This is a genomic window from Paenarthrobacter sp. E2MeOHC11 (assembly GCF_058744955.1).
This window is the reverse complement of the sequence record NZ_CP196673.1, coordinates 2,665,305-2,691,999: the sequence shown is the minus strand read 5'-3', so window position 1 is coordinate 2,691,999 and position 26,695 is coordinate 2,665,305. Positions and strand designations below refer to the sequence as shown.

Here is a 26,695-nt window from a genome sequence, read left to right as displayed (position 1 = left end):
GGGCTCTTCTTAATGTGTGTCCGGCGGTGTCCTACTCTCCCACACCCTCCCGGGTGCAGTACCATCGGCGCTGTGGGTCTTAGCTTCCGGGTTCGGAATGGGACCGGGCGTTTCCCCCACGCTATGACCGCCGTAACTTTGTTACCCGTCCGCACCCCGTGGTGGGGTGGGTGGGAAGTGTGGTTACAACTGTGGTGTTGTTATTTTGTTGTGTTTTTGTTCCTGGAACAAGCGGGTTGTTGTTCGGGAACCACATAGTGGACGCGTGCAGTGTGTTGTGTGGTGTAAGTTGTTGGCCTATTAGTACCGGTCAGCTTCACGAGTCTTTAGTCCTCGCTTCCACATCCGGCCTATCAACCCAGTGGTCTGGCTGGGGGCCTCTCACACATAAATGTGTATGGAAATCTCATCTTGAAGCGAGCTTCCCGCTTAGATGCTTTCAGCGGTTATCCCATCCGAACGTAGCTAATCAGCGATGCACTTGGCAGTACAACTGACACACCAGAGGTTCGTCCGTCCCGGTCCTCTCGTACTAAGGACAGCCCTTCTCAAATTTCCTGCGCGCGCAGCGGATAGGGACCGAACTGTCTCACGACGTTCTAAACCCAGCTCGCGTACCGCTTTAATGGGCGAACAGCCCAACCCTTGGGACCTACTCCAGCCCCAGGATGCGACGAGCCGACATCGAGGTGCCAAACCATGCCGTCGATATGGACTCTTGGGCAAGATCAGCCTGTTATCCCCGAGGTACCTTTTATCCGTTGAGCGACGGCCATTCCACAATGTACCGCCGGATCACTAGTCCCGACTTTCGTCCCTGCTTGAGATGTCTCTCTCACAGTCAAGCTCCCTTGTGCACTTACACTCGACACCTGATTGCCAACCAGGCTGAGGGAACCTTTGGGCGCCTCCGTTACTTTTTAGGAGGCAACCGCCCCAGTTAAACTACCCATCAGGCACTGTCCCTGACCCGGATCACGGGCCGAAGTTAGATGTCCAAAGTGACCAGAGTGGTATTTCAACGATGACTCCACCCGAACTGGCGTCCGGGTTTCAACGTCTCCCACCTATCCTACACAAGCCACTCCGAACACCAATACCAAACTATAGTAAAGGTCTCGGGGTCTTTCCGTCCTGCTGCGCGTAACGAGCATCTTTACTCGTACTGCAATTTCGCCGAGTTTATGGTTGAGACAGCGGGGAAGTCGTTACTCCATTCGTGCAGGTCGGAACTTACCCGACAAGGAATTTCGCTACCTTAGGATGGTTATAGTTACCACCGCCGTTTACTGGGGCTTAAATTCTCAGCTTCGCCACAAGTGGCTAACCGGTCCTCTTAACCTTCCAGCACCGGGCAGGAGTCAGTCCGTATACATCGTCTTGCGACTTCGCACGGACCTGTGTTTTTAGTAAACAGTCGCTTCCCCCTGGTCTCTGCGGCCCACACCCGCTCACGGAGAGCAAGTCTCCATCACGGGGCAGGCCCCCCTTCTCCCGAAGTTACGGGGGCATTTTGCCGAGTTCCTTAACCATAATTCTCTCGATCGCCTTGGTATTCTCTACCTGATCACCTGTGTCGGTTTGGGGTACGGGCGGCTAAAACCTCGCGTCGATGCTTTTCTTGGCAGCATAGGATCACCGGATCCCCCCAAACGGGAGTCCCATCAGATCTCAGGATTGTGCTCGAAACACACAGGAACGGATTTGCCTATCCCTGACCCTACATCCTTAGACCGGGGCAACCATCGCCCGGCCCGGCTACCTTCCTGCGTCACACCTGTTAATACGCTTACCTCCCGGGATCAGGTCCCGCGCTCGGCCAAAACCCACAACACCACAAGGGTGAGCGGGCAGGCTCCGGGCGGTTAGTATCCCCCGCTTGGCATGGGCGGTTTTTCGCCGGTACGGGAATATCAACCCGTTGTCCATCGACTACGCCTGTCGGCCTCGCCTTAGGTCCCGACTTACCCAGGGCAGATTAGCTTGACCCTGGAACCCTTGATCATTCGGCGGACGGGTTTCTCACCCGTCTTTCGCTACTCATGCCTGCATTCTCACTCGTGTAGGCTCCACCGCTGGTTTCCACCGCGACTTCACTGCCCACACGACGCTCCCCTACCACTCCACACCCCTGAACCACGAAGGCTAGGGCAATGTGTGAAATCCACAACTTCGGCGGTGTACTTGAGCCCCGCTACATTGTCGGCGCGGAATCACTTGACCAGTGAGCTATTACGCACTCTTTCAAGGATGGCTGCTTCTAAGCCAACCTCCTGGTTGTCTTCGCAACTCCACATCCTTTCCCACTTAGCACACGCTTAGGGGCCTTAGTTGGTGGTCTGGGCTGTTTCCCTCTCGACTATGAAGCTTATCCCCCACAGTCTCACTGCTGCGCTCTCACTTACCGGCATTCGGAGTTTGGCTGACGTCAGTAACCTTGTAGGGCCCATCGGCCATCCAGTAGCTCTACCTCCGGCAAGAAACACGCAACGCTGCACCTAAATGCATTTCGGGGAGAACCAGCTATCACGGAGTTTGATTGGCCTTTCACCCCTACCCACAGCTCATCCCCTCCATTTTCAACTGAAGTGGGTTCGGTCCTCCACGACGTCTTACCGTCGCTTCAACCTGGCCATGGGTAGATCACTCCGCTTCGGGTCTAGATCACGCCACTACACTCGCCCTATTCAGACTCGCTTTCGCTACGGCTACCCCACACGGGTTAACCTCGCGACGTAACACTAACTCGCAGGCTCATTCTTCAAAAGGCACGCCGTCACCAGAATCAGACTGGCTCCGACGGATTGTAAGCACACGGTTTCAGGTACTGTTTCACTCCCCTCCCGGGGTACTTTTCACCTTTCCCTCACGGTACTGGTCCGCTATCGGTCATTAGGAAGTATTTAGGCTTATCAGGTGGTCCTGACAGATTCGCACGGGATTTCTCGGGCCCCGTGCTACTTGGGATCCTCTCCAGGCGGCACACAACATTACGGTTACGGGGCTCACACCCTCTCTGGCCGGCCTTTCAAGACCGTTCACCTATGCTCATGCTCTCACCCCATTGGTCCGGCAGAACCAAAACGGAAAGTCCCACAACCCCGCCCATGCAACGCCCGCCGGCTATCACACATGGAACGGTTTAGCCTCATCCGCGTTCGCTCGCCACTACTAACGGAATCACTCTTGTTTTCTCTTCCTGCGGGTACTGAGATGTTTCACTTCCCCGCGTTCCCCCCACGCACCCTATGTGTTCAGATGCGGGTCACACAATCACCATGACAGCGTTGTGCGGGGTTTCCCCATTCGGACATCCTGGGATCAACGCTCGGTTATCAACTCCCCCAGGCTTATCGCAGATTCCTACGTCCTTCTTCGGCTCCTAATGCCAAGGCATCCACCGTGTGCCCTTAAAAACTTGACCACACAAAGATCAAAAACTTACTCGAGAGAACCACGACCACAAGGGCCAGGTTCATTCATAAGAAATTGCTGTAAGAACACACACACCAACCCCCAAAAGGATCAGCCACGTGCGTGCTCTAGATGCTCGCGTCCACTATGTAGTTCTCAAACAACAACCCCATCAACCAGACCACCACCCACCACAACCCACACAGGGCTGAAAACAGTGACCAGCAGTACCGGAAGCAGGAACAAAAGAAACACCAGAAGTGCCCCCCTGCATTGCTGCAAAAAGGTCCTGTTGCCTCAGGACCCAACAGTGCGCCAAACACAACCCCCACAAACCGCACGCCCCGGCCACGTTCCAAACAACACCACACCCCAAAGAGGCACAGGTCGCCGTACTGGCACCAGGACACAACCGGTAAAGGCCATGCCAAACAAGTTTGATTCGTTGATATTCCACCCATGAGCACCCACCGCAGAACAGACGCCTGCGCAATGGGCAACACTGACAACCACCACCACACCCATGCAGGCACAGCAACCAGTTGCAAGCAGCTCCTTAGAAAGGAGGTGATCCAGCCGCACCTTCCGGTACGGCTACCTTGTTACGACTTAGTCCCAATCGCCGGTCCCACCTTCGACGGCTCCCCCCACAAGGGTTAGGCCACCGGCTTCGGGTGTTACCAACTTTCGTGACTTGACGGGCGGTGTGTACAAGGCCCGGGAACGTATTCACCGCAGCGTTGCTGATCTGCGATTACTAGCGACTCCGACTTCATGGGGTCGAGTTGCAGACCCCAATCCGAACTGAGACCGGCTTTTTGGGATTAGCTCCACCTCACAGTATCGCAACCCTTTGTACCGGCCATTGTAGCATGCGTGAAGCCCAAGACATAAGGGGCATGATGATTTGACGTCGTCCCCACCTTCCTCCGAGTTGACCCCGGCAGTCTCCTATGAGTCCCCGCCATAACGCGCTGGCAACATAGAACGAGGGTTGCGCTCGTTGCGGGACTTAACCCAACATCTCACGACACGAGCTGACGACAACCATGCACCACCTGTAAACCGACCGCAAGCGGGGCACCTGTTTCCAGGTATTACCGGTTCATGTCAAGCCTTGGTAAGGTTCTTCGCGTTGCATCGAATTAATCCGCATGCTCCGCCGCTTGTGCGGGCCCCCGTCAATTCCTTTGAGTTTTAGCCTTGCGGCCGTACTCCCCAGGCGGGGCACTTAATGCGTTAGCTACGGCGCGGAAAACGTGGAATGTCCCCCACACCTAGTGCCCAACGTTTACGGCATGGACTACCAGGGTATCTAATCCTGTTCGCTCCCCATGCTTTCGCTCCTCAGCGTCAGTTAATGCCCAGAGACCTGCCTTCGCCATCGGTGTTCCTCCTGATATCTGCGCATTTCACCGCTACACCAGGAATTCCAGTCTCCCCTACATCACTCTAGTCTGCCCGTACCCACTGCAGAACCGGAGTTGAGCCCCGGTCTTTCACAGCAGACGCGACAAACCGCCTACGAGCTCTTTACGCCCAATAATTCCGGATAACGCTTGCGCCCTACGTATTACCGCGGCTGCTGGCACGTAGTTAGCCGGCGCTTCTTCTGCAGGTACCGTCACTTTCGCTTCTTCCCTACTGAAAGAGGTTTACAACCCGAAGGCCGTCATCCCTCACGCGGCGTCGCTGCATCAGGCTTGCGCCCATTGTGCAATATTCCCCACTGCTGCCTCCCGTAGGAGTCTGGGCCGTGTCTCAGTCCCAGTGTGGCCGGTCACCCTCTCAGGCCGGCTACCCGTCGTCGCCTTGGTAGGCCATTACCCCACCAACAAGCTGATAGGCCGCGAGTCCATCCAAAACCACAAAAGCTTTCCACCCCCCACCATGCGATGAGGAGTCATATCCGGTATTAGACCCAGTTTCCCAGGCTTATCCCAGAGTCAAGGGCAGGTTACTCACGTGTTACTCACCCGTTCGCCACTAATCCCCCAGCAAGCTGGGATCATCGTTCGACTTGCATGTGTTAAGCACGCCGCCAGCGTTCATCCTGAGCCAGGATCAAACTCTCCGTTGAAGTAAAACAAATCAAACAGACACAACCACACCCACCGGAAATAACGGTAGAACGCGGCTGCACAAAATTCGAAACCAGCTGAAAACCAGCCCACCACACACGGGGGTGCATGACAGAACTGGCATAAATTTCAACCAATCAATAAAACAATCGGTATCAACAAACTTGGCACACTATTGAGTTCTCAAACAACAGACACAACCGGCACCACCCACACCCCACAGGGTCCAGGATCGCTCCGGAGCAACTTTTCAAACTTACCCGATCAACTGGATCTTGGCAAATCATCGTTTCCGCGATTTTCGATCCAATCTTCGGCCCCACCCTGCACAGGCACGCTCAAAAGCGGGCCGTTTTTCAGGCTGTTATCAAGGGGGTCGGCCTCCGCGGTTCTCAGCTCGAGGCTGTCTCACTCGCGGCGACTCAGAAGACATTACACGTCCCCAAGCCTCGGCACAAATCCACCCCAACACCACCCAAAACCCCGCAACCACAGGCCAAACGGTGTCACAATGCGGTCGAATCACTCTCAATCGAACGAAATTGGGCGAAGTGAAGCCCATCACAGAGTGACTGCGGGCGGGGGCCGACGGGATCTTCCAGGGCGACTGCCCCCCACACACACATGACGGTAACTGCCGTCGTCGAGGGTGCGCCAAGGAGCGTTGCCGCAAGGGGTGAGAGTGTCCCTATGTTTTTCGTCAAGCGGTTTTGGGTGTTGGGGGTTGGTAGAGGGTGCCGTCGCGGAGCATGGCGTAGAGGGTGTCGCAGCGTCGTCGTGCGAGGGCGATGAGTGCTTGGTTGTGGCGTTTTCCTTCGGCTCGTTTGCGTTCGTAGTATGCCCGGGACGGCGGGTCTTTGAGCGCAGCGAATGCGGAGAGGAACAGGGTTCGCTTGAGGACTTTGTTGCCTTTTCTTGAGGAATGGTCGCCGCGGATGGAGGACCCGGATCGCCAGGTGACGGGGGCCAGCCCGGCGTAAGAGGCCAGGTGCCCGGCGGTGGGGAACTCTTTCCCGGCGACTTCGGTGAGGATTCGTGCGGCGGTCCTGATGCCCACGGCCGGCAGAGACATCAGGACCGGGTGAAGAGGGTGGGCCTCCACGAGAGCTTCGACCTGGGTGAGGACCGTGGCGCGGCTTTCGTGGAGCCCGGCGAGCATGGCCGCGAGCTGGGGCAGCACGATGGTCGCGGCGTTCGTTCCCACGACAGTGACTGTTTGCCGGCCCAAGGCCTCGATGATGTCATCGGCAAGACGTTCACCCATCCGCGGCGCGAGTTTGCTCAGCCGGGTCCCGATCCGGCGCCGGCCCGCGTGACGGAGCGCTTTAGGGGTAGGCCAGGTCCGCAGCAGGTCATGCACCGCCGGGTGGTCCATGTAGGGTCCCAGCACCCTTTCCAGAGCTGGGTGGATCTGGGTGAGCAGCCCGCGGATCCGGTTCGAAGTCGCCGTGGCCTGCTTGGCCAGATCCTCGTCGAACCCGCAAAGCATGCTCAGCTCAGCGAGCTGCTCATCGACCAACTGAACCGAGCGCAGGGCATGCGGCATGGTCCTGGCGGCCTCGGCGATGATGAACGCGTCCCGGGCATCGGTCTTCGCCTCTCCGGGGTGAAGATCCGCGATCCGGCGCATCGCCAGCCCCGGCAGGTAGCCGACCAGCACCCCGGCGGCCTGGGCAACGGCTACCGGCAACGCGCCGATAGTCGCTGGCTGGTCAACGACCAGCAACACACGTCCGGCGTCCACAAGTTCGGCGATGATTTCCCGGATTTTGGCTTCATCGTTGGGCAGCGCCCGGTCCAGTAATTTCCTGCCGGCCCGATCCACGGCAACGGCATGATGGACGCCCTTGCCAACATCCAGCCCAATAAACACCTCGACACCGTCGTGGTTCGTGATCATCTGGCACCTCCAGTCGTAGTCAACTACCTCCACTGGCCCACCATCGGTGTCAGGACCCGGCACCCACGTTACGCACGACGTTCCCGAACTGTCCTGCCCCTATCAGCGGTCTCCCGGCACCTACCAACCCCGGTGACAACACTCTCAAGATCATCGACTGACAGAGCGTCACAATCATGCCGGGATCAGCAGGCCAGCACACCCATATCCTGCACCAGGAAACAGGCTACGAAAAAGGTAACGAGCGTCGACCCCAAGCGTGGAATACGTGAGAGAACGTTGCTTGAAAACGGCGAAAAGATGAGAGTGTCCCTATGTTTTTCGTCAAGCGGTTTTGGGTGTTGGGGGTTGGTAGAGGGTGCCGTCGCGGAGCATGGCGTAGAGGGTGTCGCAGCGTCGTCGTGCGAGGGCGATGAGTGCTTGGTTGTGGCGTTTTCCTTCGGCTCGTTTGCGTTCGTAGTATGCCCGGGACGGCGGGTCTTTGAGCGCAGCGAATGCGGAGAGGAACAGGGTTCGCTTGAGGACTTTGTTGCCTTTTCTTGAGGAATGGTCGCCGCGGATGGAGGACCCGGATCGCCAGGTGACGGGGGCCAGCCCGGCGTAAGAGGCCAGGTGCCCGGCGGTGGGGAACTCTTTCCCGGCGACTTCGGTGAGGATTCGTGCGGCGGTCCTGATGCCCACGGCCGGCAGAGACATCAGGACCGGGTGAAGAGGGTGGGCCTCCACGAGAGCTTCGACCTGGGTGAGGACCGTGGCGCGGCTTTCGTGGAGCCCGGCGAGCATGGCCGCGAGCTGGGGCAGCACGATGGTCGCGGCGTTCGTTCCCACGACAGTGACTGTTTGCCGGCCCAAGGCCTCGATGATGTCATCGGCAAGACGTTCACCCATCCGCGGCGCGAGTTTGCTCAGCCGGGTCCCGATCCGGCGCCGGCCCGCGTGACGGAGCGCTTTAGGGGTAGGCCAGGTCCGCAGCAGGTCATGCACCGCCGGGTGGTCCATGTAGGGTCCCAGCACCCTTTCCAGAGCTGGGTGGATCTGGGTGAGCAGCCCGCGGATCCGGTTCGAAGTCGCCGTGGCCTGCTTGGCCAGATCCTCGTCGAACCCGCAAAGCATGCTCAGCTCAGCGAGCTGCTCATCGACCAACTGAACCGAGCGCAGGGCATGCGGCATGGTCCTGGCGGCCTCGGCGATGATGAACGCGTCCCGGGCATCGGTCTTCGCCTCTCCGGGGTGAAGATCCGCGATCCGGCGCATCGCCAGCCCCGGCAGGTAGCCGACCAGCACCCCGGCGGCCTGGGCAACGGCTACCGGCAACGCGCCGATAGTCGCTGGCTGGTCAACGACCAGCAACACACGTCCGGCGTCCACAAGTTCGGCGATGATTTCCCGGATTTTGGCTTCATCGTTGGGCAGCGCCCGGTCCAGTAATTTCCTGCCGGCCCGATCCACGGCAACGGCATGATGGACGCCCTTGCCAACATCCAGCCCAATAAACACCTCGACACCGTCGTGGTTCGTGATCATCTGGCACCTCCAGTCGTAGTCAACTACCTCCACTGGCCCACCATCGGTGTCAGGACCCGGCACCCACGTTACGCACGACGTTCCCGAACTGTCCTGCCCCTATCAGCGGTCTCCCGGCACCTACCAACCCCGGTGACAACACTCTCAAGATCATCGACTGACAGAGCGTCACAATCATGCCGGGATCAGCAGGCCAGCACACCCATATCCTGCACCAGGAAACAGGCTACGAAAAAGGTAACGAGCGTCAGAAGGGGGCTGCGGTTTTCCGGCGGCGCGTCCACAGTAGGAACGACCGAGCGCGCAGAGGATGACCGCGGCAACCACACCACGCCAACCACACGCGCCAACCACACGAACCAACCACACGCGCCAACCACACGCGCCCCGGCTGACGGTAAGCACGCTTTAACGCAGAAAGGACCGGCAACCATAACGGTTGCCGGCCCTTTCAGAGCTTCGTGATTACCAGGAAGACTTGGTGATGCCCGGGAGCTCACCGCGGTGAGCCATGTCGCGGAAGCGAACACGGGAGATACCGAACTTCTGGAGCGTGCCGCGGGGACGGCCGTCGATCTGGTCGCGGTTACGCAGACGGATCGGGGAGGCGTTGCGGGGCAGCTTCTGCAGGCCGAGGCGTGCAGCTTCGCGTGCTTCGTCAGTCGCGTTGGGGTCAACCAGGGTCTTCTTCAGTTCGAGACGCTTGGCAGCGTAACGCTCAACAATGACCTTGCGCTGCTCGTTGCGAGCAATCTTGGACTTCTTTGCCATGTGTTTAGCGCTCCTCTCGGAATTCGACGTGCTGGCGGATCTTGGGGTCGTACTTCTTCAGGACCAGGCGGTCCGGGTCGTTACGACGGTTCTTGCGGGTTACGTAGGTGTAACCCGTGCCCGCGGTGGACTTCAGCTTGATGATCGGACGTACGTCCTTGTCCTTTGCCATTAGAGCTTTACTCCTCGTGCCAGGATGTCGGCGACGACTGAGTCGATGCCGCGTACGTCAATGGTCTTGATGCCACGGGCTGACAGGGTCAGCGTGACATTACGGCGCAGGGACGGAACCCAGTAGCGCTTCTTCTGAATGTTCGGGTCGAACCGACGCTTGTTGCGACGGTGCGAGTGCGAAATGCTGTGTCCAAAGCCCGGCTCGGCTCCGGTCACTTGGCAGTGTGCTGCCATGACTCTCCTCCAAAGATTGAATGTAACGGCGTGCAGATGTTCCTGCGTTACCGTGCGACAGGCAGCGTCCGCATCCGGGTCCAAACCATTTCGGTAGTTTCCGCAGCAAGTGCGGCGAAGAAGGTTGGCCTCAGGACCGGGCAGTGATCAACACTGGAACAAGTCCTGGGATACCGGGCGAATACAGGAATGCACGCAACTTGAGCCCCTAACTACCGGCCAACGGGATGTCGGAAAACCGACAGTCACCACCAACCGGAGCAATTGCACACGAACCGCACTACCTAGCGCCTAACTATTCTACGGGCCAGGCCAAATTAAGACCAATCCGGCATCATACGCCCCTTAAAGCTCTTTCACAGCAGAACGAAAGGATGCTCGGTGAGTCTTAGGTCATGACCTCGCTATTGACCCCGGATTCGCCGCTGGAAACCGCCCCGGCAACGGCCTCGCGAAAGCGGCCACCCGCCGTCGAACGCTTCCGTCCCCAGGCACGAAGGCGACTTGCCCGGGCAGATTTACTCGGGGCCGTGGGGTGGTTGTCGGGTGTGGCGGCGGTGGCACTGTGGCTGGCCGACGGCGGTGCCAGCGGCTTCTCAAGCTTCGCGGGGACCATGACTGCCCTTGGCATCGTCGCCGGACTGATCGGCATGGATCTGGTTCTGCTGATGCTGCTGCTGGCGGCAAGGATTCCGGTGGTCGACAACGCAATCGGACACGATCGTGCCTTGGAGATCCACAAATCCCTCGGGAAGCCGGCACTGTATCTGCTCCTGGCGCACGGGCTGTTCTTAGCTATTGGATACGGCGCCGCGGAGGGACTGGACCCGTTGAGCGAGTCCATCTCACTCTGGGTCAACGTGCCTGACATGTGGTTGGCATTTGTGTCCATGGCACTGTTTATTGCCGTGGTGGTGACGTCCCTGGTTGCAGTCCGCCGCAAGTTCCCTTACGAGTTCTGGTATGTGGTGCATTTGCTGACGTACGCGGCCGTTGGGACGGCTATCCCGCACCAGTTCAGCGTAGGCGGGCTATTTGCCGAGGGAACGTGGCAGCGCTGGTATTGGCTGGCCCTGTGCATCGGCACGGGCGTGGCGCTGGCCTGGTTCCGCATATACCAGCCCCTCGCGGCAAGCTTCAGGCATCAACTCACCGTCAGCCGGGTGGTCCGTGTGGCACCGGATGTCTTCAGTATCGAAATGACGGGACGGAACCTTGAACGGTTGGCCGGCTCTGGCGGGAGGTTCTTCTTGTGGCGATTCCTGGCACCTGGCCAATGGTGGCGGCCGCACCCGTTCAGCCTTTCCGCGGAACCAGTTCCCGGAGGCCGGAACCGACCCGGCAAGCTGCGCATCACTGTCCGCAACCTGGGAGAGGGTTCTGCCAGCCTGGCCCACATCAGGCCAGGCACCAAGGTGGCGATCGAAGGTCCTTACGGCTTGTTCAGCACAGCCGCCCGATCCCGCGAAGACGTGGTCATGATTGGTGCCGGCATCGGGATCACGCCCTTGCGGTCGCTGTTGGAAACCACGCCGTTTGACCCTGGTCACGCGATCGTCCTGCTCCGCGGCCATGACGAATCCGAACTCTTCCTTGGCCAGGAAATCATGGCCCTCTGCCAGGCGCGCGGTGTCACGCTCTACCACCTGACCGGGCCAAGGTCCTCCGGAGACCATTCCTGGCTACCCCGCAACGCGGTCAACGACGGCTTCACGCTCAGCTCCTACGCACCCGCAATTGCCAATGCCGACGTCTACGTTTGCGGCCCTGCCCTCTGGGCCTCCTCCGTGATCCGGGACGTACAGGCGGCCGGTGTCCCGGCGGAACAACTCCACAACGAAAGGTTTGACTGGTGAGAATTCGAGCAGCACTGGCAACCGCCGTCGCGTCGGCCGGTATCCTTCTGGCCGGCTGGCAGTCAGGCGCGCATATCGCCGAGACCGGCACGGCGACCACCACCAGCCTGGGTAGCAGCGCAACGAGCGGCGGCACCGCCTCCGGCGGTACAAGTTCCGGCGGAGGCACCACTACCGGGTCTTCTTCCGCAGGGTCCGGAAGCAGTTCCGGCAGCAGCACTGGAAGCACGACGGCGGCAACGTACGACGGCGCGTCCGTCCAGACCCGCTTCGGTACAGTCCAAGTGCAAGTGACGATCCAGGGCGGCAAAATCACGGAAGTCACGGCGTTGCAGCTCACCGATGCTGAACGGAAGTCAGCTCAGATCAGCAGCCGCGCGGCACCGGTTTTGCGGTCCGAAGTACTCCAAGCCCAGTCCGCCAACGTCCAGACCATCGGCGGCGCGACCGTCACCAGCGACGCCTACCTCACCTCGCTTCAGGCAGCCCTCGATGCAGCCAACTTCTAACGGACAACAGCTCCGTGCCCGCACCTTCCGCAGCATGGGCACGGTGGTGAGCCTGACAGTGGCGAGCAACACCTACGCCGATACCGCCGTGGACGAGCTCGAGTCCGCCGTCGAGGTTGTTGAGGGCGTCTTCGTGAAACTGGACCACGCGTTCAGCCTGTACCGTCTCGGCTCCGAAGCGAGTCGACTGGCCCGCGGCGAGCTGACGTTGGCCTATGCCTCGGAGACCATGCGGGACCTTTACGCTGAGGCATCCGAGTGGCGGCTCGCGACAGAAGGTGCCTTCACTGCGGAGCGCCCGGACGGCCGACTGGACCTGTCCGGGATCGTCAAAGCCCATGCCGTGCGGGAAGCGGCGCTGTCCCTGCGGGCACTCGGGCTTCAGGACTGGTGCGTGAATGCGGGCGGTGACGTGCTGGTAAGCGGGTCACCCGGGCCCGCCACGAATGACCCCTGGCTCGCCGGCATCCTGGACCCCCTGGATCGCCAGGCGTTGCTGGGCGCGTTCCCGCTGCAATCCATGAAGGCACTGGCAACGTCGGGGTCTGCCGAACGCGGCGACCATATTTGGGCCGTAGGAGGGGCCAGGCCGGAGTTTGTCCAAGTCTCCGTCGCGGCAGCGGACATCGTCACGGCTGACGTCCTGGCAACGGCCATTGTCGCCGGCGGAACCCGGACGTTGGATCAGGCCGTTGCCGGATGGGGCGTTGAGGTGCTCGCTGTGCGGCCCGGCGGTGAACTGCTGGCCACACCGGAATTCCGGTCCGCCGCCTAGAGCGGCCTGATCAGTTCGGGGTATTTAGGACTCAAGCCGTCGCCGGAGGACACGCCGCGTACACGGCGGGCAACCCACGGCGCCGCTGATTCCCGGAACCAGCGGGCGTTGGACTTCAGGACCTCCACGCGGTTCATCAAACGGACGGGCGCGAGTTCGGGAATCTCGATCACGTGCTCATGCTCGAGGACGTCGAGCACGCGCTTTGCCATGTTGACGTGGCCGGCGGTGGACATGTGCATCCGGTCCTCACCCCAGAGGCGCCAATCGTCGTACTCGTCGAACCGCCAGTAATCCACCAGCAAAGCGCCATGGTTCTCGGCAATTTCCCGCACCAGTTCGTTGTAGATCGCAGTCCGGCCGCGCATGGCGCTGAAGACCTTGGAGCTCTTGGCATCAAAGCCTGTGAAGAGGACCACGGTGGCGCCCGTCGCGCTCAACTTGGCGATGCCGGCGTCGTAATCCCCAAGAAGGGAGTCAATATCGATCTTGGGCCGCAGGATGTCGTTCGCCCCTGCATACAGCGTCACCAAGGTTGGCTTCATCTCGACGGCGGCATCCACCTGTTCGGCCATGATCTGGCGGAGCTTCCGGCCACGGATTGCGAGGTTGGCGTAGCCGAAGTCGGCATTGCTGCGAGCCAGTTGCCCGGCCACCACATCAGCCCAGCCTCGAACGCCATTGGGACGGTGGGGATCGTCGTCGCCGACGCCCTCAGTGAACGAGTCCCCCAGGGCAACGTAACGGGCAGAAAAATCCATGCCGCCAGTCTGCCACTTGAACGCTCAGGGCCACAAAGCCCGCGGCGGGAGCGCTACGAGTCGCGAAGGATCCAGTGGTTGTTGTCCAGGCGGGCAACGATCTTCTCTCCGATGCGTGCGAGGTCGGACACGTCTTCCGGGCTCAACGAATCCAGCATCAGGGTTCGCACGGATTCCACGTGTCCCGGAGCGAGGGAAACGATGGTGGACATACCGGCGTCGGTCAGGTGGGCCACCGTGACACGGGCATCACCGGGGTGTGCCTGCCGTTCAACCCAGCCACGTTTCTGCAGCTTGGTGACCACGTGCGAAAGGCGCGACAAGGAGGCACTCGTGCGCGCAGCAAGCTCACTCATGGGAAGGTAACGGCCCTCGGTTTCGGAAAGCATCGCCAGTACGTTGTAGTCGAACAGGGACAATTTTCCGGCCGACTGAAGCTGGGTATCCAGAGCCGAGGGAAGCAGGGTGTTGATGCTCAGCAGGGCCAGCCAAGCACGTCGTTCGTCGGCGTTCAGCCAGCGGGGTTGAGTCATGCATCCATCTTATGAGAATTCGCTGCTTCATTTGGGTGCCGGCCACGGCACAGGCGATAGGCTGGCGGCATGTTTGTCGTCTCATTGACCTACAAGGTTCCCGACGAAATTGTCGACTTCCACCGCCCGGGCCACATGGCCTGGCTTAAGGACGCGTTCGACGCCGGGATCTTCCTTGCGTCGGGACGTCGCGTTCCAGCCACCGGAGGCGTGCTGCTCTCCAAAGTGGACAGGGCTGCGCTGGATGCCTCGCTGGCCGAGGACCCGTTCTACAGCAACGGAGTGGCCGAGTTCGAGATCATCGAGTTCACGGCCACGAGTGTCGCCGAGGGCTACGAAAACCTGCTGGACAGCTGAGGCTTCTGCGCTTTAGCAGTTCCCAGCCTCTCAGGCAGCACCACCGGCATGAGCCCGGGCCAGCGCGCCCCCAGGTGGTCTCCGCTCGAAACGCCGCGGAGCCGGCGCGAAAGCCAAGGTCCGACGTCGCGCCTGAGCCAGGCGACGTCGTCGGCGATGTTTTCGGTGCGGGTCCGTGGACGGGGAGCTGCAAGCGTGGGCGACTGGAGTGAATGCGGCTCCCTCAGCACCTCCATGACCTTCTTGGCCATATAGCCATGCCCCGGAGTGGACATGTGCAGGCGATCCGGAGCCCACATCCGCGGGTCCTGGAACTTCTCGAAGCACCAATAGTCCACCAAGAGCGTTTGGTACTTCGCCGCAATCCGCCGGATGGTGCGGTTGTAGATTGCCGTGCGAACTTTGAGCGGCTCAAGCAGGGGCGACAAGGGAACGTTGTAGCCCGTGAACAGCAGGATCGTGGCACCGCTCGCTTTGAGGCGCCTGACCGCATCCTCGTAGTCCCTCATGAGCTTGGCCATGTCCAGCCGTGCCATGAGGAGATCATTGCCGCCTGCGTAGAAGCTGACCAAGGTGGGGTCCATGGCCAAGGCCGGCTCGATTTGTTCGTCCATGATCCGATGGAGGCGCCGGCCGCGGATGGCGAGGTTGGCGTAGCGCGTTGCGGCATCATTCCGCGCCATTTCTTCTGCAACACGATCAGCCCAGCCCCGGCAGTTGTTGGGGAGCCTGAGATCGTTGTCGCCCACACCTTCGGTGAAGGAATCGCCGAGGGCAACGAACCGGACCGGCTTCATCATTGCTTCGCCTCTTCCATGAGTTTCTTCAAACCACCCTTGCGGGGCACCTTCACGGGCTCCGGCCAGCGGGGGGTGAGCGTATCGCCGAGTGTGACCCCGCGCAGCTTGCGCCCAAACAGAGGAACCACCCAGTCGTTCACCCAGCGGCGCTGCCGGCGTTCCCATTCGCGCATGGACATTCGGGAGGGCGGGTCCCATTCCTTGGGCGAGATCTTGTGCGGGACGTCGAGGTGATCCAACACTTGGGCGGCCAAGTACTTGTGGCCTGCCTTGGACATATGCAGCCGGTCCGGGGCCCACATCCGCGAGTCTTTGTAGGCATCGAAACACCAATAGTCCACCAAGACGGCGCCGTATTTGGCTGCGATGTCGCGGACCCTTTGGTTGTACAAGGTGTTGCGCTTCTTGAAGGGTTCCAGCACGGCTGAAACCTTAACGTCGAACCCGGTGAACAGGACCAGGGTGGCGCCGGTTTCGCTCAGGCGTGCGACGAGCAGCTCGTAATCGTTGAGGAGCGCATCCATGTCAGTACCAAAGTCCAGGATGTCGTTGCCGCCCGCGTAGAGCGTGATCAGCGTTGGTTCCATGGCCAACGCAGGCCCAAGCTGTTCGTCGATGATGTGCCGGAGCCTTTTGCTGCGTACTGCCAGATTGGCGTACTCCCAGCCCGACTGTGCCTTGGCCAACTTCTCGGCAACCCGGTCGGCCCATCCGCGGACCCCGTTGGGCAGCACCTTACTGGGGTCCCCCACGCCCTCGGTGAACGAATCCCCGATGGCGACAAACCGCCGTCGAACGTTGTTCCCATCCCCGAAGTCGTCCCGCACCCCACCGAAGCTACCCGCCCCCGGTTAAGCCCGAACCAACCCAAAGTGAACACAGAAACCACCCCAAACCCGACGGAGAAGGAGAGGGCAACGAAAGGTGCGGCACGGCCGGTTGGCGGGCATCCGGCAGCGTGCGTCAAAGCGACGAAGGAGCAGCACGCCGAGGATGGCCGACAATCGGCCACCCAACGGTGGAGCTGGACTTAGCCCTCTGCCTTGCCCCGTCGCCAGTACCCCATGAAAGCAACTTGCTTACGGTCAATGCCAACGTCCCGGACCAGGTACCGCCGCATTTCCTTGATCACGAACGCTTCGCCGGCGATCCAGGCGTAGAACGGCAGGGCACCGGCGGGAAGGGTGGGGTTCTTGCTTGCTTCGATGGCCGCGGTGTCCATGCGCTGCGGGGTTTCCCAGAGGATGTCCTGGTCCACGTTGACGTCCTCGGGCTCGGGGCCGGCGGCGGTCCCATCACCCTTGATGCCAACCCAGCCCGGCACGGGAACGGCCTTGGCCACGGCTTCCTTGAGGAGTTCACCGTGGGGGCGCGAGCGTCCGATGGCGGCACCTCGCGCGAGCCACGTGATTTCGATGTCAGCTGCGGTGTTGATGTCCTGGAAGTCGGCGGCTTCGGGGACTTCGAGGAAGGCATGGCCGGTCATGTCGGCGGGCAAGCTTTCGAGGATGGCGCTGATCGCGGGGACGGCGGTTTCGTCGCCGGCCAGCAGGATGCGCTGGGCCAGGCCCGGACGCCATTCAATACCGCCGTATGCGCCGGCCGTGGTGCACTGGGCTGCGCGGTTGTTGGGGCCGATGATGGTGAGCGCGTCGCCTGGTTTCGCTCCAAGTGCCCAGTTGGCTGCGGGTCCACCGTGTCCGGCGTCGTCGAAGTGCATGACGAAGTCGATGTCGATTTCCGGGTACACAGCGTCAAGACGCTCGGACCGGACGGTGTACGTGCGCATGTCACCACGGACGGACGGGTCCATGGCCAGCCATTCCTGGTACCAACCGGCTTCTTCCATCCTGAAGGCAGGCAGCGGGATCTGCTGTCCGGCGGCGTCGGAGGACGGAATCATCAGTTTCACGCGCAGGTCCAGGGTGTCGCCTGCTACGCCGAAGTCGCGCAGCGAGTAGCCGCCGAACGTGATCCGGCGGAAGTTGGGGCTGAGCTCCTGCACCGCAGTGACCGTGACGTCGAAGGCAAGGGTCATGGGTTCCACTGCGGCACTTGCTTTGGCCTGGGTCGGTTGTGCACTCATGAGGCGATCTCCAGTTCGTTGGTTGAAGCGGGGCGTGCGTGGTGGCGTCCGATGGGGACGATCAGCGGTGTACCTGAGATGGGGTCTGGAACCACACGGGATTCCAGGCCGAAGACGTTGAAGACCAGCTCTTCGGTCACTACGACGGGAGCAGGACCTTCGGCCACGATGCACCCGCCCTTCATGGCGATGACGTGGTCTGCATACCGGGCTGCCAGGTTGAGGTCGTGGAGCACGATCGCCACCGTGGTGCCGCGGCTGCGGTTGAGGTCGGTGACCAGGTCCAGGACTTCCACTTGGTGCGCGAGGTCGAGGTAGGTGGTCGGCTCGTCCAGCAGCAGGACCTCGGTTTCCTGGGCCAGGGCCATGGCAATCCACACGCGCTGGCGCTGGCCGCCGGACAGTTCGTCGATGCTCCGCTCAGCGAGTTCCAACGTGGCGGTGGCGTCGAGCGCGCGCTGCACCGCGGCGTCGTCGGCTGCGCTCCAGCTGCGGAAGAAGCCTTGGTGCGGGTAGCGGCCGCGCCCCACAAGGTCCCGGACGGTGATGCCGTCGGGAGCAGTCGGGTGCTGCGGGAGCAGGCCGAGCGTCCGCGCTAGTTCGCGGGCGGGACGGGTGTGGATGTCCTTGCCGTCGAGGGTCACCGAGCCGCCAGCCGGCTTGAGCAGGCGGGAGAGGCCTCGCAGGAGCGTGGATTTTCCGCAGGCGTTGGCGCCCACGATCATGGTCACTTTGCCCTCGGGGATTTCGGTGGAGAGCCCCTCCACCACCTTGCGATGCTCGTATTGGAGCGTCAGGTCCTGGGCATTAAGGATGGCCATGTCAGGCCTCCTTTCGGTTCGACGTGACCAGCAGCCACAGCAGGAAGGGTGCACCGAGGGCGCCGGTGATGACGCCGACCGGGAGGACGGTTCCGTCGAGGATGACGGGGGCGATGTTGGAGGCGAAGAAGTCAGCGAGGAGCACGATCAGCGCACCGGTAAGGGCCGACGCCGGGAGGCTGGGTTTGCGGACGATACGACGCGCGATGGGTCCGGCGAGGAAAGCGACGAACGCCACCGGACCGGCAGCAGCAGTTGCGACGGCGGCGAGTCCGACGGCGGTCAGCACCAGTCCCAGCCGGGCGGCGTTGACCTTAATGCCGAGGCCTGCGGCGGCGTCGTCCCCGAGTTCGAGGATGCGCAGCGGGCCGGCCAATGCAATGACGGCAGGAATCAGGACCAGCAGGGAGGCCGCAAGGACGCCTGCCCGGTCCCAGGTGGAGGAGTTCAAGGATCCGTTGAGCCAGATGAGGGCGTCGGCGGCGGTGCGGATATCGGCGCGGGTCATGAGGAAGTTGACCACCGCATGGAGGGCTGCGGCGATGCCCACGCCCGCCAGGATGAGACGGTTGCCGGCGGCATTGCCGCGGCTGCCTCCGCCCGCGCCCGAACCGGTACCGCGGGAGATCGCGTAGATGATGGCTGCGACGCCGAGCGCACCGCCAAGTGCGGCTCCGGAAACCACTGCTCCGGAAGCTCCGAAAATCACGATGGCCGTCACGGCTGCCGCGCTGGCGCCGTAGCTGATGCCGATGATGTCCGGGCTTGCGAGGGGGTTGCGCAACATGGTTTGGAAGAGCGCCCCTGCCAAACCGAAGGCGACGCCGATCATCGTGCCAACCACTGCACGGGGCAGCTTGTGCTCCATGACGATGAAGCTGGCCCCCGGGATCTTCTCGCCGCCGGTCAGGTGGTTGATGACGATCGTGAAGAAGTCCGGGATGGTGACGGTGTAGCTGCCCAGGAGCACGTACACCGCGAACATAACGACTACAGCGAGCCCGAGGAAGAAGGTGGGGCCCAGCACGCGCCGAAGTGACAATTGATGGCCATGTTTGCCGGGATTATTGGCGTTAAGTGCCATATCGGGAGCGGCTTTGAGGGCGGTCATAGTCCGGCCCCCTTTCCACGACGGATGAGCCAAATGAAGACCGGGGCCCCGATGAGCGCGGTCATGATGCCGGCGGGCACTTCGCCCGGCAGCAGGATGACGCGGCCAACGATGTCGGCGCTGATCAGGAGGATGGGGGCCGCAACCGCGGAGAACGGCAGGATCCAGCGGTAGTCCGGCCCGGTCAGCGAGCGGACTGCGTGGGGGATGACAAGCCCCAGGAAGGCAATCGGTCCGGCCACAGCCGTGGCAGATCCGCAAAGCAACACGATGCCCAGCCCGGTGATGGCACGGGAGAGAGCGACGTTCTGGCCGAGGCCGCGGGCAATGTCGTCGCCGAGCGCCAGGCTGTTCAGAATGCGGCCGCCGGCCAGGACAATCACGGCCCCGATGGCAAGGAACGGCAGCGCAGGAAGGAGGACGGACCAATCACGTCCACCGATGGTGCCCACCTGCCAAAAGCGGAAACGGTCGAAAGTGTCCTGGCTCGAAACCAGGATGACGTTCATCAGGGAGAACAGTCCGGCGCTCAGGGCCGCACCCGCGAGGGCGAGCTTGACCGGCGTCGCACCGTCCCGTCCACGGGACGCAATGGCGTAAACGACGACGGCGGCCGCTGCGGCGCCGATGAAGGCGAACCAGATGTACCCGGACAGGGACGTGATGCCGAAAACGTAGATGCCGACTACCACTGCGAGGGCGGCACCGGCATTAAGTCCCAGGATGCCGGGATCGGCCAGCGGGTTGCGGGCCACGCCCTGCATGGCTGCGCCGGCCAGGCCAAGGGCAGCACCGGCCAGCAGGCCCAGGACAGTTCGGGGAATCCGGGCGATGACCACAGCATGGTTACCGTCGGCCGGATTGAAGTTGGTGAGTGCTTCCCACACTGTGTTGAGGGGAAGTCCGCGCGCGCCGATCGCCAAGGAGGCGGCGCTCACTGCGGCGAGTACGACGACGGCCACCAACAGCCAAGCAGTGCGCTTGCCTGCGGTGCCCCGGGAACCGCTTCCCCCTCCGGTTCCCACGGCGCCAGGGGTGATGCCTCCCGGGCCAGCCGGCACCGAAGTGCCGTTGCCCCGCCCCTGGGCCGCCGTCGTCGTACTCAGTTTCATTGCAGTTACTTGCCCGCTGCGTCAGCGGCCTTACCCAGCTGCGGCAGGAACGTGTCCAGTGCCCACGGCAGGCTCAGCGGCGAGGAGGCGGAGATGGAGAGAGTCAGTGTCTGGTCGGAATCAGCAACCAAGGCGCCCTTCTTGATGGCCGGGATCTGGCCAAGCAGCGGGTCGGCCTTGATGGCGTCAGCGGTGGTGGCATCCGGAACCCAAGTGACGAAAACGTCGGATTCGAGCTCATTGGCCTTTTCAGCAGACCACGGGATGAAGAATTCCGTAGCGCTCTTGGTGTTCTGCTCCACCACGGGAGCCAGCTTCATGCCGATTTCGGAGAGGAAGCGGGGGCGGTTGTCGATCGCGGTGTAGACATTGACGCCGTCGCCCTTGGCAGGTTCAAGGTTGCCGTAAATGAAGGTCTTGTCCTCAAGCTGCGGGAACTTGGAAACCTTGTCCTTGACAGTGGTTTCGGTGTCCTCGATCAGCTTCTTGGCTTCGGCTTCCTTGCCCAGAGCCTTTCCGATGAGGGTGGTGCTTTCCTGCCACGGCGTACCGTAGGCGAGCTCCGGCTGCGCCACAACGGGGGCGATTTCGCTGAGCTTCTTGTAGTCAGCTTCTTCCAGGCCGGAGTACGCGGCCAGGATAACGTCCGGGCTGAGCTTGGCGATCTCGGTGAAGTTGATGCCGTCCGCCTCGGAGAACTGGACCGGAGCCTTGTCGGTGCCAAAGCCGGCGCCGAGCTTCTCCAGTGCTGCGTCCTTCCAAGGGGTAGAGCCCTTGTCGTTATTGCCCCACTCGTTCTTCGGAACACCCACGGGAACAACGCCCAGTGCGATCGCGACGTCGTCATTGACCCACGAGACGGTGACTACGCGCTTGGGCTGTTCCTTGATGGTGGTCTCACCAAAGACATTCTTGATGGTCACGGGGAAAGCAGAGGATGCTGCCTGCTCAGTGGCCGGTGCGGACGTTGCCGGACCAGTGGAGCAGCCGGTGAGGGAAAGAGCGACGGCGGCCAGGGCGGCCGTCGCGGTTCCTGCTGTTTTGAGCAGGGCGCGGCGTGGGAGAAGGGAAGCCACGGGACTCCTTAAGTAAGTGATGCGAACCTAAGTAAGGCTAGCCTAGCCTGCCGATAATTAAGAAACGTTTGCGTCACGTAATCCTCCCATCGTGGCCCCTTTTCCGCCCAGTGAGAGGCAGATCACACCCTCGATCACCTCCCGGTGGACAGCATCACCGCAATTTTGGGAGGATAGCGGCAGCGGACTACCGCTTCCAAGGAATACGACGAGGGGTTGAGCATGCGCGCTGTTTCAGTTGCCGCTGCCACGGTTAGCGAGGTGGCCACTTTGGCCTGCTTGGCACTCCCCCTTACGTCGGCATCTTCCTGAGCTCACCAGGCACCCTGGTTTAAGGGGTCTTGTCGCTGTGCCCTGCAGCTCGCAAGATGACCGACGGCTTCTGCCATTCCGCGCGCTCCCACTGTGGCCGCGCGGACGTCGACCATTCCCGAAAGAAGCTTTGCCATGCAGAAAATCACTGCCCAACAGATCCGTTCGTCCTTCATCAACGCCAGCCGCTCCGAGGCCGCCAAGCTCAACCTTCCGCGCAACTTCGAAACCCTCGACTGGGACAACCTCGAATTCCTTGGTTGGCGCGACGAGAAAATGCCCCAGCGCGGCTACCTCGTGGTTCCGCACCGGGGCAAGCTCACCGGACTCCTGCTCCGGGCTCCTGAAGGCGGGTCCGGGAAGAGGCGCGTAGTCCTCTGCGAACTGTGCCGCGACGTTTTCTCCAAGGACGACGTTTACCTGTGGGTCGCCAAGAAAGCCGGGCAATCCGGCAAAGACGGCAACACCGTGGGAACCCTGATCTGCGCCGAGTTCGGCTGCAGCACCAACGTGCGCAAGGAACCGCCCGTCAACGAGATCAACCCGGACCCGGCCGCCGTCGTGGTTCGGCAAATCGCCGGACTGGAATCCAGGACCGGACAGTTCCTGGACCGGGTCCGGGCCAAGTAACCAGCTAGTCCCCAGTAGGTAGCAGCAAGCGCCGTTTAGAACCCTCAAAACGGCATGACCTGCTACCTACTTGGGCGCGCCGGACCTACTCCGGTGCGATGGTGACAGTGGCCCCTTCGCAGGAGCTCTCGAAACCCAACTGGCAGGACAACCGGGACCGATCCTCGACGTACGTGTCCGTTTCGACGAGTAATTCCAACTCGTCCTCGCTGCGCTCCCCGGCGGAAGGGAATGCTTCCTTCTCAAGGAACACATGGCACGTGGCGCAGGACGCGGTGCCGCCGCAGGACGCGAGGATGGGGAAATCGTTATCCCGCAGGACTTCCATGAGGGACTGATCGGCTGACCACTCGACGGCGTGTTCCTGGCCTTCACGGTCAATGACGTTAATGTTCTTGGTGCTCATTGCAGGATCCCTTTCCTGGGTCGAAAAATCAGATTGCGGCTTCTGCCAATGGGGTGCCCGGGACGGATGCGAGAACCGGGTCGACAGCTGCCCCGGCTGCGATCAGCTTCTTGGCAGCCATGAAGTCCTTGAGGGAATCAACTGTGTCCACCGCGGACAACCTGCCGCCGCGAAGGTAGACCACAGAGAATTTCCTGTCCTCCACGTTCCCCCGCACAATCACGTCATCGTCCGGGTGCCGTACGCCGGCGGTCTGGAGGCGAACGCCGTGCTGGACGGTCCAAAACCACGGAATGTCTGCGTCCTTCCTCGGTTTCTCCACGATGTGGTGGACGATGCTGTCGGCCTGGGCCTGCGCGTTCTGGATGCATTCCAGGCGGAGGCTCGATCCGTCGAAAGGACTCGTAAAGCGGGTGACGTCGCCTGCGGCATAGACCGACGGATGCGACGTCCGCCCGTGCTCGTCCACCAGGATGCCGTCGTTGCACTCCAGCCCGGCAGCTTCGGCCAACTGTTGGTTGGGCACCACGCCTATTCCGGCAATCACGACGTCGGCTGGGTAGCTTTCGCCGTCGGCCGTCAGTACCCGCTCGACCCGGTCGCCGCCCTCGACTGCTGTTACAGCGGCACCGAAAACGAAGCGCACCCCGTGGTTCTCGTGGTGCTGCTCGAAGAACCGTGAAACAGGCTCGGACGTCACGCGGCTCATGACACGGTCCTGGAATTCAAGGACCGTAACGTCACATCCGAGCGCAGCCGCGGCGCCGGCCACTTCCAGGCCGATGTAGCCTGCCCCGATGACAACTACTTTGGCACCAGGGGCGAGCCGGGCGCGGAGGCGGGTGGCGTCGTCGAACGTTTTCAGCGTTTGCACGCCCGGAAGGTCACCGCCCGGGATCCGCAACGCCCGCGCCGTGGAACCTGTGGCGATCACCAGCCGGTGATAGGCCCGGCTCGTACCGTTGGACAGCGTGACTGAGCAATTTTCGACGTCGACCACCCGGACTTCCAGCCCCAGCAACGTCTCGATGCCCCGTTCCCCGTAGTATCCAGCACGGCGCAAGGGTGTGACCTGGTCCGTGGCGCCGGCCTTCAGCAATTCCTTGGACAACGGGGGCCGCTCGTAGGGAAGCCGGTCATCGGCGTCGACCAGCAGGACTCCGCCTTCCCAACCTTGGCTGCGAAGCCCCGCTGCGACGGAGACACCTGCGTGCCCGGCCCCCAGGATGATGATCGGTTCTTCAGGGACGTGCGGCTCATGCATTGGACTTCTCCATCGTGACGAACAGGTGCTCCGGACCGGAGTTGGTGAGGTTGTTGCCGCGGACATACTCGATCGGCTTGTTGGGATCCAGCACCATAGTGGCGAGCCTCTGCGCCAAAAGCCCGATGGTCACGGTGGTTTCCAGGCGGGCCAGCGGGGCTCCGAGGCAGCTGTGCACGCCATGGCCGAAACCAAGGTGTCCTTCCGGCCTGCGGTCGATGTCGAATACTGCCGCGTTGGGATACTTCCGGTCATCCCAGTTGGCGGCAGCGGGCATGAGGCGAACCACTGAGCCCTTGGGGAGGGTGACTCCGGAGACCTCAACGTCCTCGGTAGTGATGCGGCTGACCCGCTGCACCGTTCCGCGGTACCGCGCTAGTTCCTCCATGAACAGTTCGGCGTCCTCCGGTGTTTCCCGGATGCGCTCCAGAAGTTCCGGATTCTCAGCGAACACACGGAAGGCGTTGGCGATCAGGATGGTGGTGGTGTCATGACCGGCCACGAAGACGAAGGCGCACAACTCCTTGGCTTCCTTCTCGCTGAGCAGCCCGTCCTTCCACATCCGCGCGATTTGCCCACCGACAGACTGGTTCTCCTCCGCATGCAGCCGCTCGAGGTTCTCCTTGAGGAAGTCGAAGAAGGCGAATGCGCTCTGTTCGTCGGTTCCTGTGCCATTGGCGTTGCGGGCGAGACGGCCGAAGTAGCTGAACGTCTCGTCGGACCAGAATTTGAGCTTGTCGAAGTCCGGGTTGGGGACGTCCAGGAGCGCGCTGATGGTGGACATGCTCAGGGGAATCGCGTAATCGTCAACGGCGTCACCACCACCGGCGGCGAGCATGTCGTCCAAGTACATGGTGGCGTTCTCCCGCACCCTTTCTTCAAAGGTCGCTACGGCCTTGGGTGTAAACGCCTGGGCCACCACCTGACGCAGCCGGCCGTGGTTGGGAGCATCGAACAAGGTCAGGAAGGTCAGCGGGATCGGGTCCACCACCTGGGACGAGAACATCTTGGGTGCACGGAGGCCTTTCCTCACGTCGTCGTAGCGGGTAATGAACCAGACATCGGACTGCGGCGTGAAGCAACGCAACACGGGAGCGTTCTCCAGCATCCACTGGTAGTGCGCGTACGGGTCGCCCTGGCTTCCGTCGTCCACCACCTTGAACGGCTCCAGCCCTTCGGGCCATTCCAGTTCATGGGAGTACGGCGGCAACTCGCGCGGTTCGTGCTCGACGGCGGCGACGGGGCACGTCAATGGCTCAGACATCGTTGTCCTACTTTCGGGCTGGTGGCGGGATCTGCGTGGTCGCCGCCGGGTTGATGTGGTGCAGGTCTCCAGTCTGTGGATCTGCGATCAGCGAATGAACAGCCCTTCCGCTCAGCGGAATGAGTCGCGTTAAATCAGAGCCTCCGCGAGCCCGGAAGCCTGTTGTCGGCACCAAGGCTCCGCGAGATGCCGTGGGCCGCCGTCAGCAGCGACGGGATGATGGCCGGTACGTTGGCCTCATCGCGGGGGACGATCGCATTCAGCGAGGCCGCAATTTTGCCCGATGCTCCGAAAACCGGAACCGCGATGCCAATCCAATCCATATGTCCGATGCCAGGGATGGCAACGTGCCCGCGCTGCCGGATCTCGGCCAAGTGCTTCCGGATGAGGGTTGGATCGGTGATGGTATCCGGGGTGACGGCTTCGAGGGGCTGCGAAAGAATCCCATCCTGGTAGGCCTTGTCGGAAAAAGCGAGGAGAACCAAACCGGACGATGCCGCGTGGATCGGCATGCGCTGGGCAATGTGGGCAGCATCCAGCGGAGATTCAGGATCCGACAACCGTTCGACGTAAAGGACCGATCCCCTGTCCAGCACGGCCAACGTGGTGTGTTGCCGGACGGTGGCCTGGACGTCTTCCATGTAGGGCAGTGCCACTTCCTGCAGGCCCAACGCCATGGATCCCCGGGCCCCGAGTTCCCACATCCGCATGCCGACGCGGAGCTCATCCCCGGAGACCTTCTCGATCAAGCCATGACGGGCCAACTCCTGGACAAGCCGATGGGTAGTCGTCAGTGGAAGGTCTGCCCTCCGGGCCAAACCCGACAAAGTCATGGTGGGCAGGGCTCGGTCGAAGGCCGACATCAACCGGACCACCCGGCTGATGACGGATTCCCCTGGAGTGGATTCGGTCATGCAGCGAGTT

The 26,695-nt window shown here is 61.7% G+C and carries 23 protein-coding genes and 3 rRNA genes; 5 read left to right on the top strand and 21 right to left on the bottom strand.

What is annotated here, in order from left to right; all coding sequences use genetic code 11:
• Positions 1 to 18 precede the first annotated feature (18 nt).
• From rrf to rpmB, 8 genes are all read right to left on the bottom strand, one after another.
• Positions 19 to 135 (bottom strand): 5S ribosomal RNA (gene rrf / locus ACSSVG_RS12645).
• A gap of 144 nt (positions 136 to 279) precedes the next feature.
• Positions 280 to 3,424: ribosomal RNA gene (locus tag ACSSVG_RS12640) — 23S ribosomal RNA — on the bottom strand.
• Between the two features lie 550 nt (positions 3,425 to 3,974).
• Positions 3,975 to 5,494, bottom strand: a 16S ribosomal RNA gene (locus ACSSVG_RS12635).
• The 16S, 23S and 5S rRNA genes sit together here, the layout of an rRNA operon.
• Positions 5,495 to 6,195: 701 nt before the next feature.
• Positions 6,196 to 7,395 (bottom strand): IS110 family RNA-guided transposase, encoded by a 1,200-nt coding sequence (locus ACSSVG_RS12630; RefSeq protein ID WP_492415046.1) that lies wholly within the window; start codon positions 7,393 to 7,395, stop codon positions 6,196 to 6,198.
• A 324-nt stretch (positions 7,396 to 7,719) separates the two neighbouring features.
• Positions 7,720 to 8,919, bottom strand: a complete 1,200-nt coding sequence (locus tag ACSSVG_RS12625) for an IS110 family RNA-guided transposase (RefSeq protein ID WP_492415046.1) — start codon at positions 8,917 to 8,919, stop codon at positions 7,720 to 7,722.
• 465 nt (positions 8,920 to 9,384) lie between these two features.
• Positions 9,385 to 9,690 carry a 30S ribosomal protein S14 gene (rpsN, locus tag ACSSVG_RS12620; RefSeq protein WP_011776360.1) on the bottom strand — a complete coding sequence of 102 codons (306 nt, stop codon included), beginning with the start codon at positions 9,688 to 9,690 and terminating at the stop codon, positions 9,385 to 9,387.
• A 4-nt stretch (positions 9,691 to 9,694) separates the two neighbouring features.
• Positions 9,695 to 9,862 (bottom strand): 50S ribosomal protein L33, encoded by a 168-nt coding sequence (gene rpmG, locus ACSSVG_RS12615; RefSeq protein WP_003798558.1) that lies wholly within the window; start codon positions 9,860 to 9,862, stop codon positions 9,695 to 9,697.
• Positions 9,862 to 10,098, bottom strand: coding sequence for a 50S ribosomal protein L28 (gene rpmB, locus ACSSVG_RS12610; protein WP_011776361.1), 237 nt, complete (start codon positions 10,096 to 10,098; stop codon positions 9,862 to 9,864). The genes rpmG and rpmB overlap by 1 nt, the downstream gene beginning before the upstream one ends.
• Positions 10,099 to 10,493: 395 nt before the next feature.
• On the opposite strand from rpmB, the gene ACSSVG_RS12605 reads away from it, so the two are divergent.
• From ACSSVG_RS12605 to ACSSVG_RS12595, 3 genes are read left to right on the top strand one after another with little or no spacing between them, the layout of a single operon-like run.
• The gene (locus ACSSVG_RS12605; protein ID WP_492415092.1) at positions 10,494 to 11,954 is read left to right on the top strand and encodes a ferredoxin reductase family protein; all 1,461 of its coding nucleotides are present in this window, start codon (positions 10,494 to 10,496) and stop codon (positions 11,952 to 11,954) included.
• The gene (locus ACSSVG_RS12600; RefSeq protein WP_492415091.1) at positions 11,951 to 12,463 is read left to right on the top strand and encodes an FMN-binding protein; all 513 of its coding nucleotides are present in this window, start codon (positions 11,951 to 11,953) and stop codon (positions 12,461 to 12,463) included. Before ACSSVG_RS12605 ends, ACSSVG_RS12600 begins: the two co-directional genes overlap by 4 nt.
• Positions 12,447 to 13,238: an FAD:protein FMN transferase gene (locus ACSSVG_RS12595; protein ID WP_492415090.1), complete on the top strand. Its 792-nt coding sequence runs from the start codon at positions 12,447 to 12,449 to the stop codon at positions 13,236 to 13,238. Before ACSSVG_RS12600 ends, ACSSVG_RS12595 begins: the two co-directional genes overlap by 17 nt.
• On the opposite strand, the gene ACSSVG_RS12590 is transcribed toward ACSSVG_RS12595, so the two are convergent.
• A complete protein-coding gene (locus ACSSVG_RS12590) occupies positions 13,235 to 13,999 on the bottom strand; it encodes an SGNH/GDSL hydrolase family protein (protein WP_492415089.1) in 765 nt (254 codons plus the stop codon). The two genes, ACSSVG_RS12595 and ACSSVG_RS12590, sit on opposite strands and share 4 nt — an antisense overlap.
• Before the next feature lie 53 nt (positions 14,000 to 14,052).
• Entirely contained in the window at positions 14,053 to 14,532 is a 480-nt protein-coding gene (locus ACSSVG_RS12585) for a MarR family winged helix-turn-helix transcriptional regulator (protein WP_091463442.1), read from the bottom strand.
• A 69-nt stretch (positions 14,533 to 14,601) separates the two neighbouring features.
• Here ACSSVG_RS12585 and ACSSVG_RS12580 point away from each other — a divergent pair, with 69 nt between their 5' ends.
• The gene (locus ACSSVG_RS12580; protein ID WP_159708912.1) at positions 14,602 to 14,889 is read left to right on the top strand and encodes a YciI family protein; all 288 of its coding nucleotides are present in this window, start codon (positions 14,602 to 14,604) and stop codon (positions 14,887 to 14,889) included.
• Here the strand turns inward: ACSSVG_RS12580 and ACSSVG_RS12575 are convergent.
• From ACSSVG_RS12575 to ACSSVG_RS12545, 7 genes are all read right to left on the bottom strand, one after another.
• Positions 14,865 to 15,689 carry an SGNH/GDSL hydrolase family protein gene (locus ACSSVG_RS12575; RefSeq protein ID WP_492415088.1) on the bottom strand — a complete coding sequence of 275 codons (825 nt, stop codon included), beginning with the start codon at positions 15,687 to 15,689 and terminating at the stop codon, positions 14,865 to 14,867. The genes ACSSVG_RS12580 and ACSSVG_RS12575 overlap by 25 nt on opposite strands.
• On the bottom strand, positions 15,686 to 16,516 hold the full coding sequence (locus ACSSVG_RS12570; protein WP_492415087.1) for an SGNH/GDSL hydrolase family protein: 831 nt from the start codon (positions 16,514 to 16,516) through the stop codon (positions 15,686 to 15,688). Before ACSSVG_RS12570 ends, ACSSVG_RS12575 begins: the two co-directional genes overlap by 4 nt.
• A gap of 203 nt (positions 16,517 to 16,719) precedes the next feature.
• A complete protein-coding gene (locus tag ACSSVG_RS12565; protein WP_492415086.1) occupies positions 16,720 to 17,775 on the bottom strand; it encodes a siderophore-interacting protein in 1,056 nt (351 codons plus the stop codon).
• Positions 17,772 to 18,596: an ABC transporter ATP-binding protein gene (locus ACSSVG_RS12560; RefSeq protein WP_492415085.1), complete on the bottom strand. Its 825-nt coding sequence runs from the start codon at positions 18,594 to 18,596 to the stop codon at positions 17,772 to 17,774. Before ACSSVG_RS12560 ends, ACSSVG_RS12565 begins: the two co-directional genes overlap by 4 nt.
• A gap of 1 nt (position 18,597) precedes the next feature.
• The gene (locus tag ACSSVG_RS12555) at positions 18,598 to 19,707 is read right to left on the bottom strand and encodes a FecCD family ABC transporter permease (protein WP_492415084.1); all 1,110 of its coding nucleotides are present in this window, start codon (positions 19,705 to 19,707) and stop codon (positions 18,598 to 18,600) included.
• Entirely contained in the window at positions 19,704 to 20,819 is a 1,116-nt protein-coding gene (locus ACSSVG_RS12550; RefSeq protein ID WP_492415083.1) for a FecCD family ABC transporter permease, read from the bottom strand. The genes ACSSVG_RS12555 and ACSSVG_RS12550 overlap by 4 nt, the downstream gene beginning before the upstream one ends.
• Positions 20,820 to 20,824: 5 nt before the next feature.
• Positions 20,825 to 21,895 carry an iron-siderophore ABC transporter substrate-binding protein gene (locus ACSSVG_RS12545; RefSeq protein WP_492415082.1) on the bottom strand — a complete coding sequence of 357 codons (1,071 nt, stop codon included), beginning with the start codon at positions 21,893 to 21,895 and terminating at the stop codon, positions 20,825 to 20,827.
• A 447-nt stretch (positions 21,896 to 22,342) separates the two neighbouring features.
• On the opposite strand from ACSSVG_RS12545, the gene ACSSVG_RS12540 reads away from it, so the two are divergent.
• Positions 22,343 to 22,837 carry an FBP domain-containing protein gene (locus ACSSVG_RS12540; protein WP_231341735.1) on the top strand — a complete coding sequence of 165 codons (495 nt, stop codon included), beginning with the start codon at positions 22,343 to 22,345 and terminating at the stop codon, positions 22,835 to 22,837.
• 85 nt (positions 22,838 to 22,922) lie between these two features.
• Here the strand turns inward: ACSSVG_RS12540 and ACSSVG_RS12535 are convergent, their stop codons facing one another.
• The 4 genes from ACSSVG_RS12535 to ACSSVG_RS12520 all read right to left on the bottom strand — a co-directional run bounded on the left by ACSSVG_RS12535 (position 22,923) and on the right by ACSSVG_RS12520 (position 26,685).
• Positions 22,923 to 23,243 (bottom strand): 2Fe-2S iron-sulfur cluster-binding protein, encoded by a 321-nt coding sequence (locus ACSSVG_RS12535; protein ID WP_231341736.1) that lies wholly within the window; start codon positions 23,241 to 23,243, stop codon positions 22,923 to 22,925.
• Between the two features lie 28 nt (positions 23,244 to 23,271).
• Positions 23,272 to 24,507, bottom strand: coding sequence for an NAD(P)/FAD-dependent oxidoreductase (locus ACSSVG_RS12530; RefSeq protein WP_492415081.1), 1,236 nt, complete (start codon positions 24,505 to 24,507; stop codon positions 23,272 to 23,274).
• Positions 24,500 to 25,771 carry a cytochrome P450 gene (locus ACSSVG_RS12525; RefSeq protein ID WP_231341738.1) on the bottom strand — a complete coding sequence of 424 codons (1,272 nt, stop codon included), beginning with the start codon at positions 25,769 to 25,771 and terminating at the stop codon, positions 24,500 to 24,502. Before ACSSVG_RS12525 ends, ACSSVG_RS12530 begins: the two co-directional genes overlap by 8 nt.
• Before the next feature lie 134 nt (positions 25,772 to 25,905).
• The gene (locus ACSSVG_RS12520) at positions 25,906 to 26,685 is read right to left on the bottom strand and encodes an IclR family transcriptional regulator (RefSeq protein ID WP_492415080.1); all 780 of its coding nucleotides are present in this window, start codon (positions 26,683 to 26,685) and stop codon (positions 25,906 to 25,908) included.
• Positions 26,686 to 26,695: the final 10 nt, after the last annotated feature.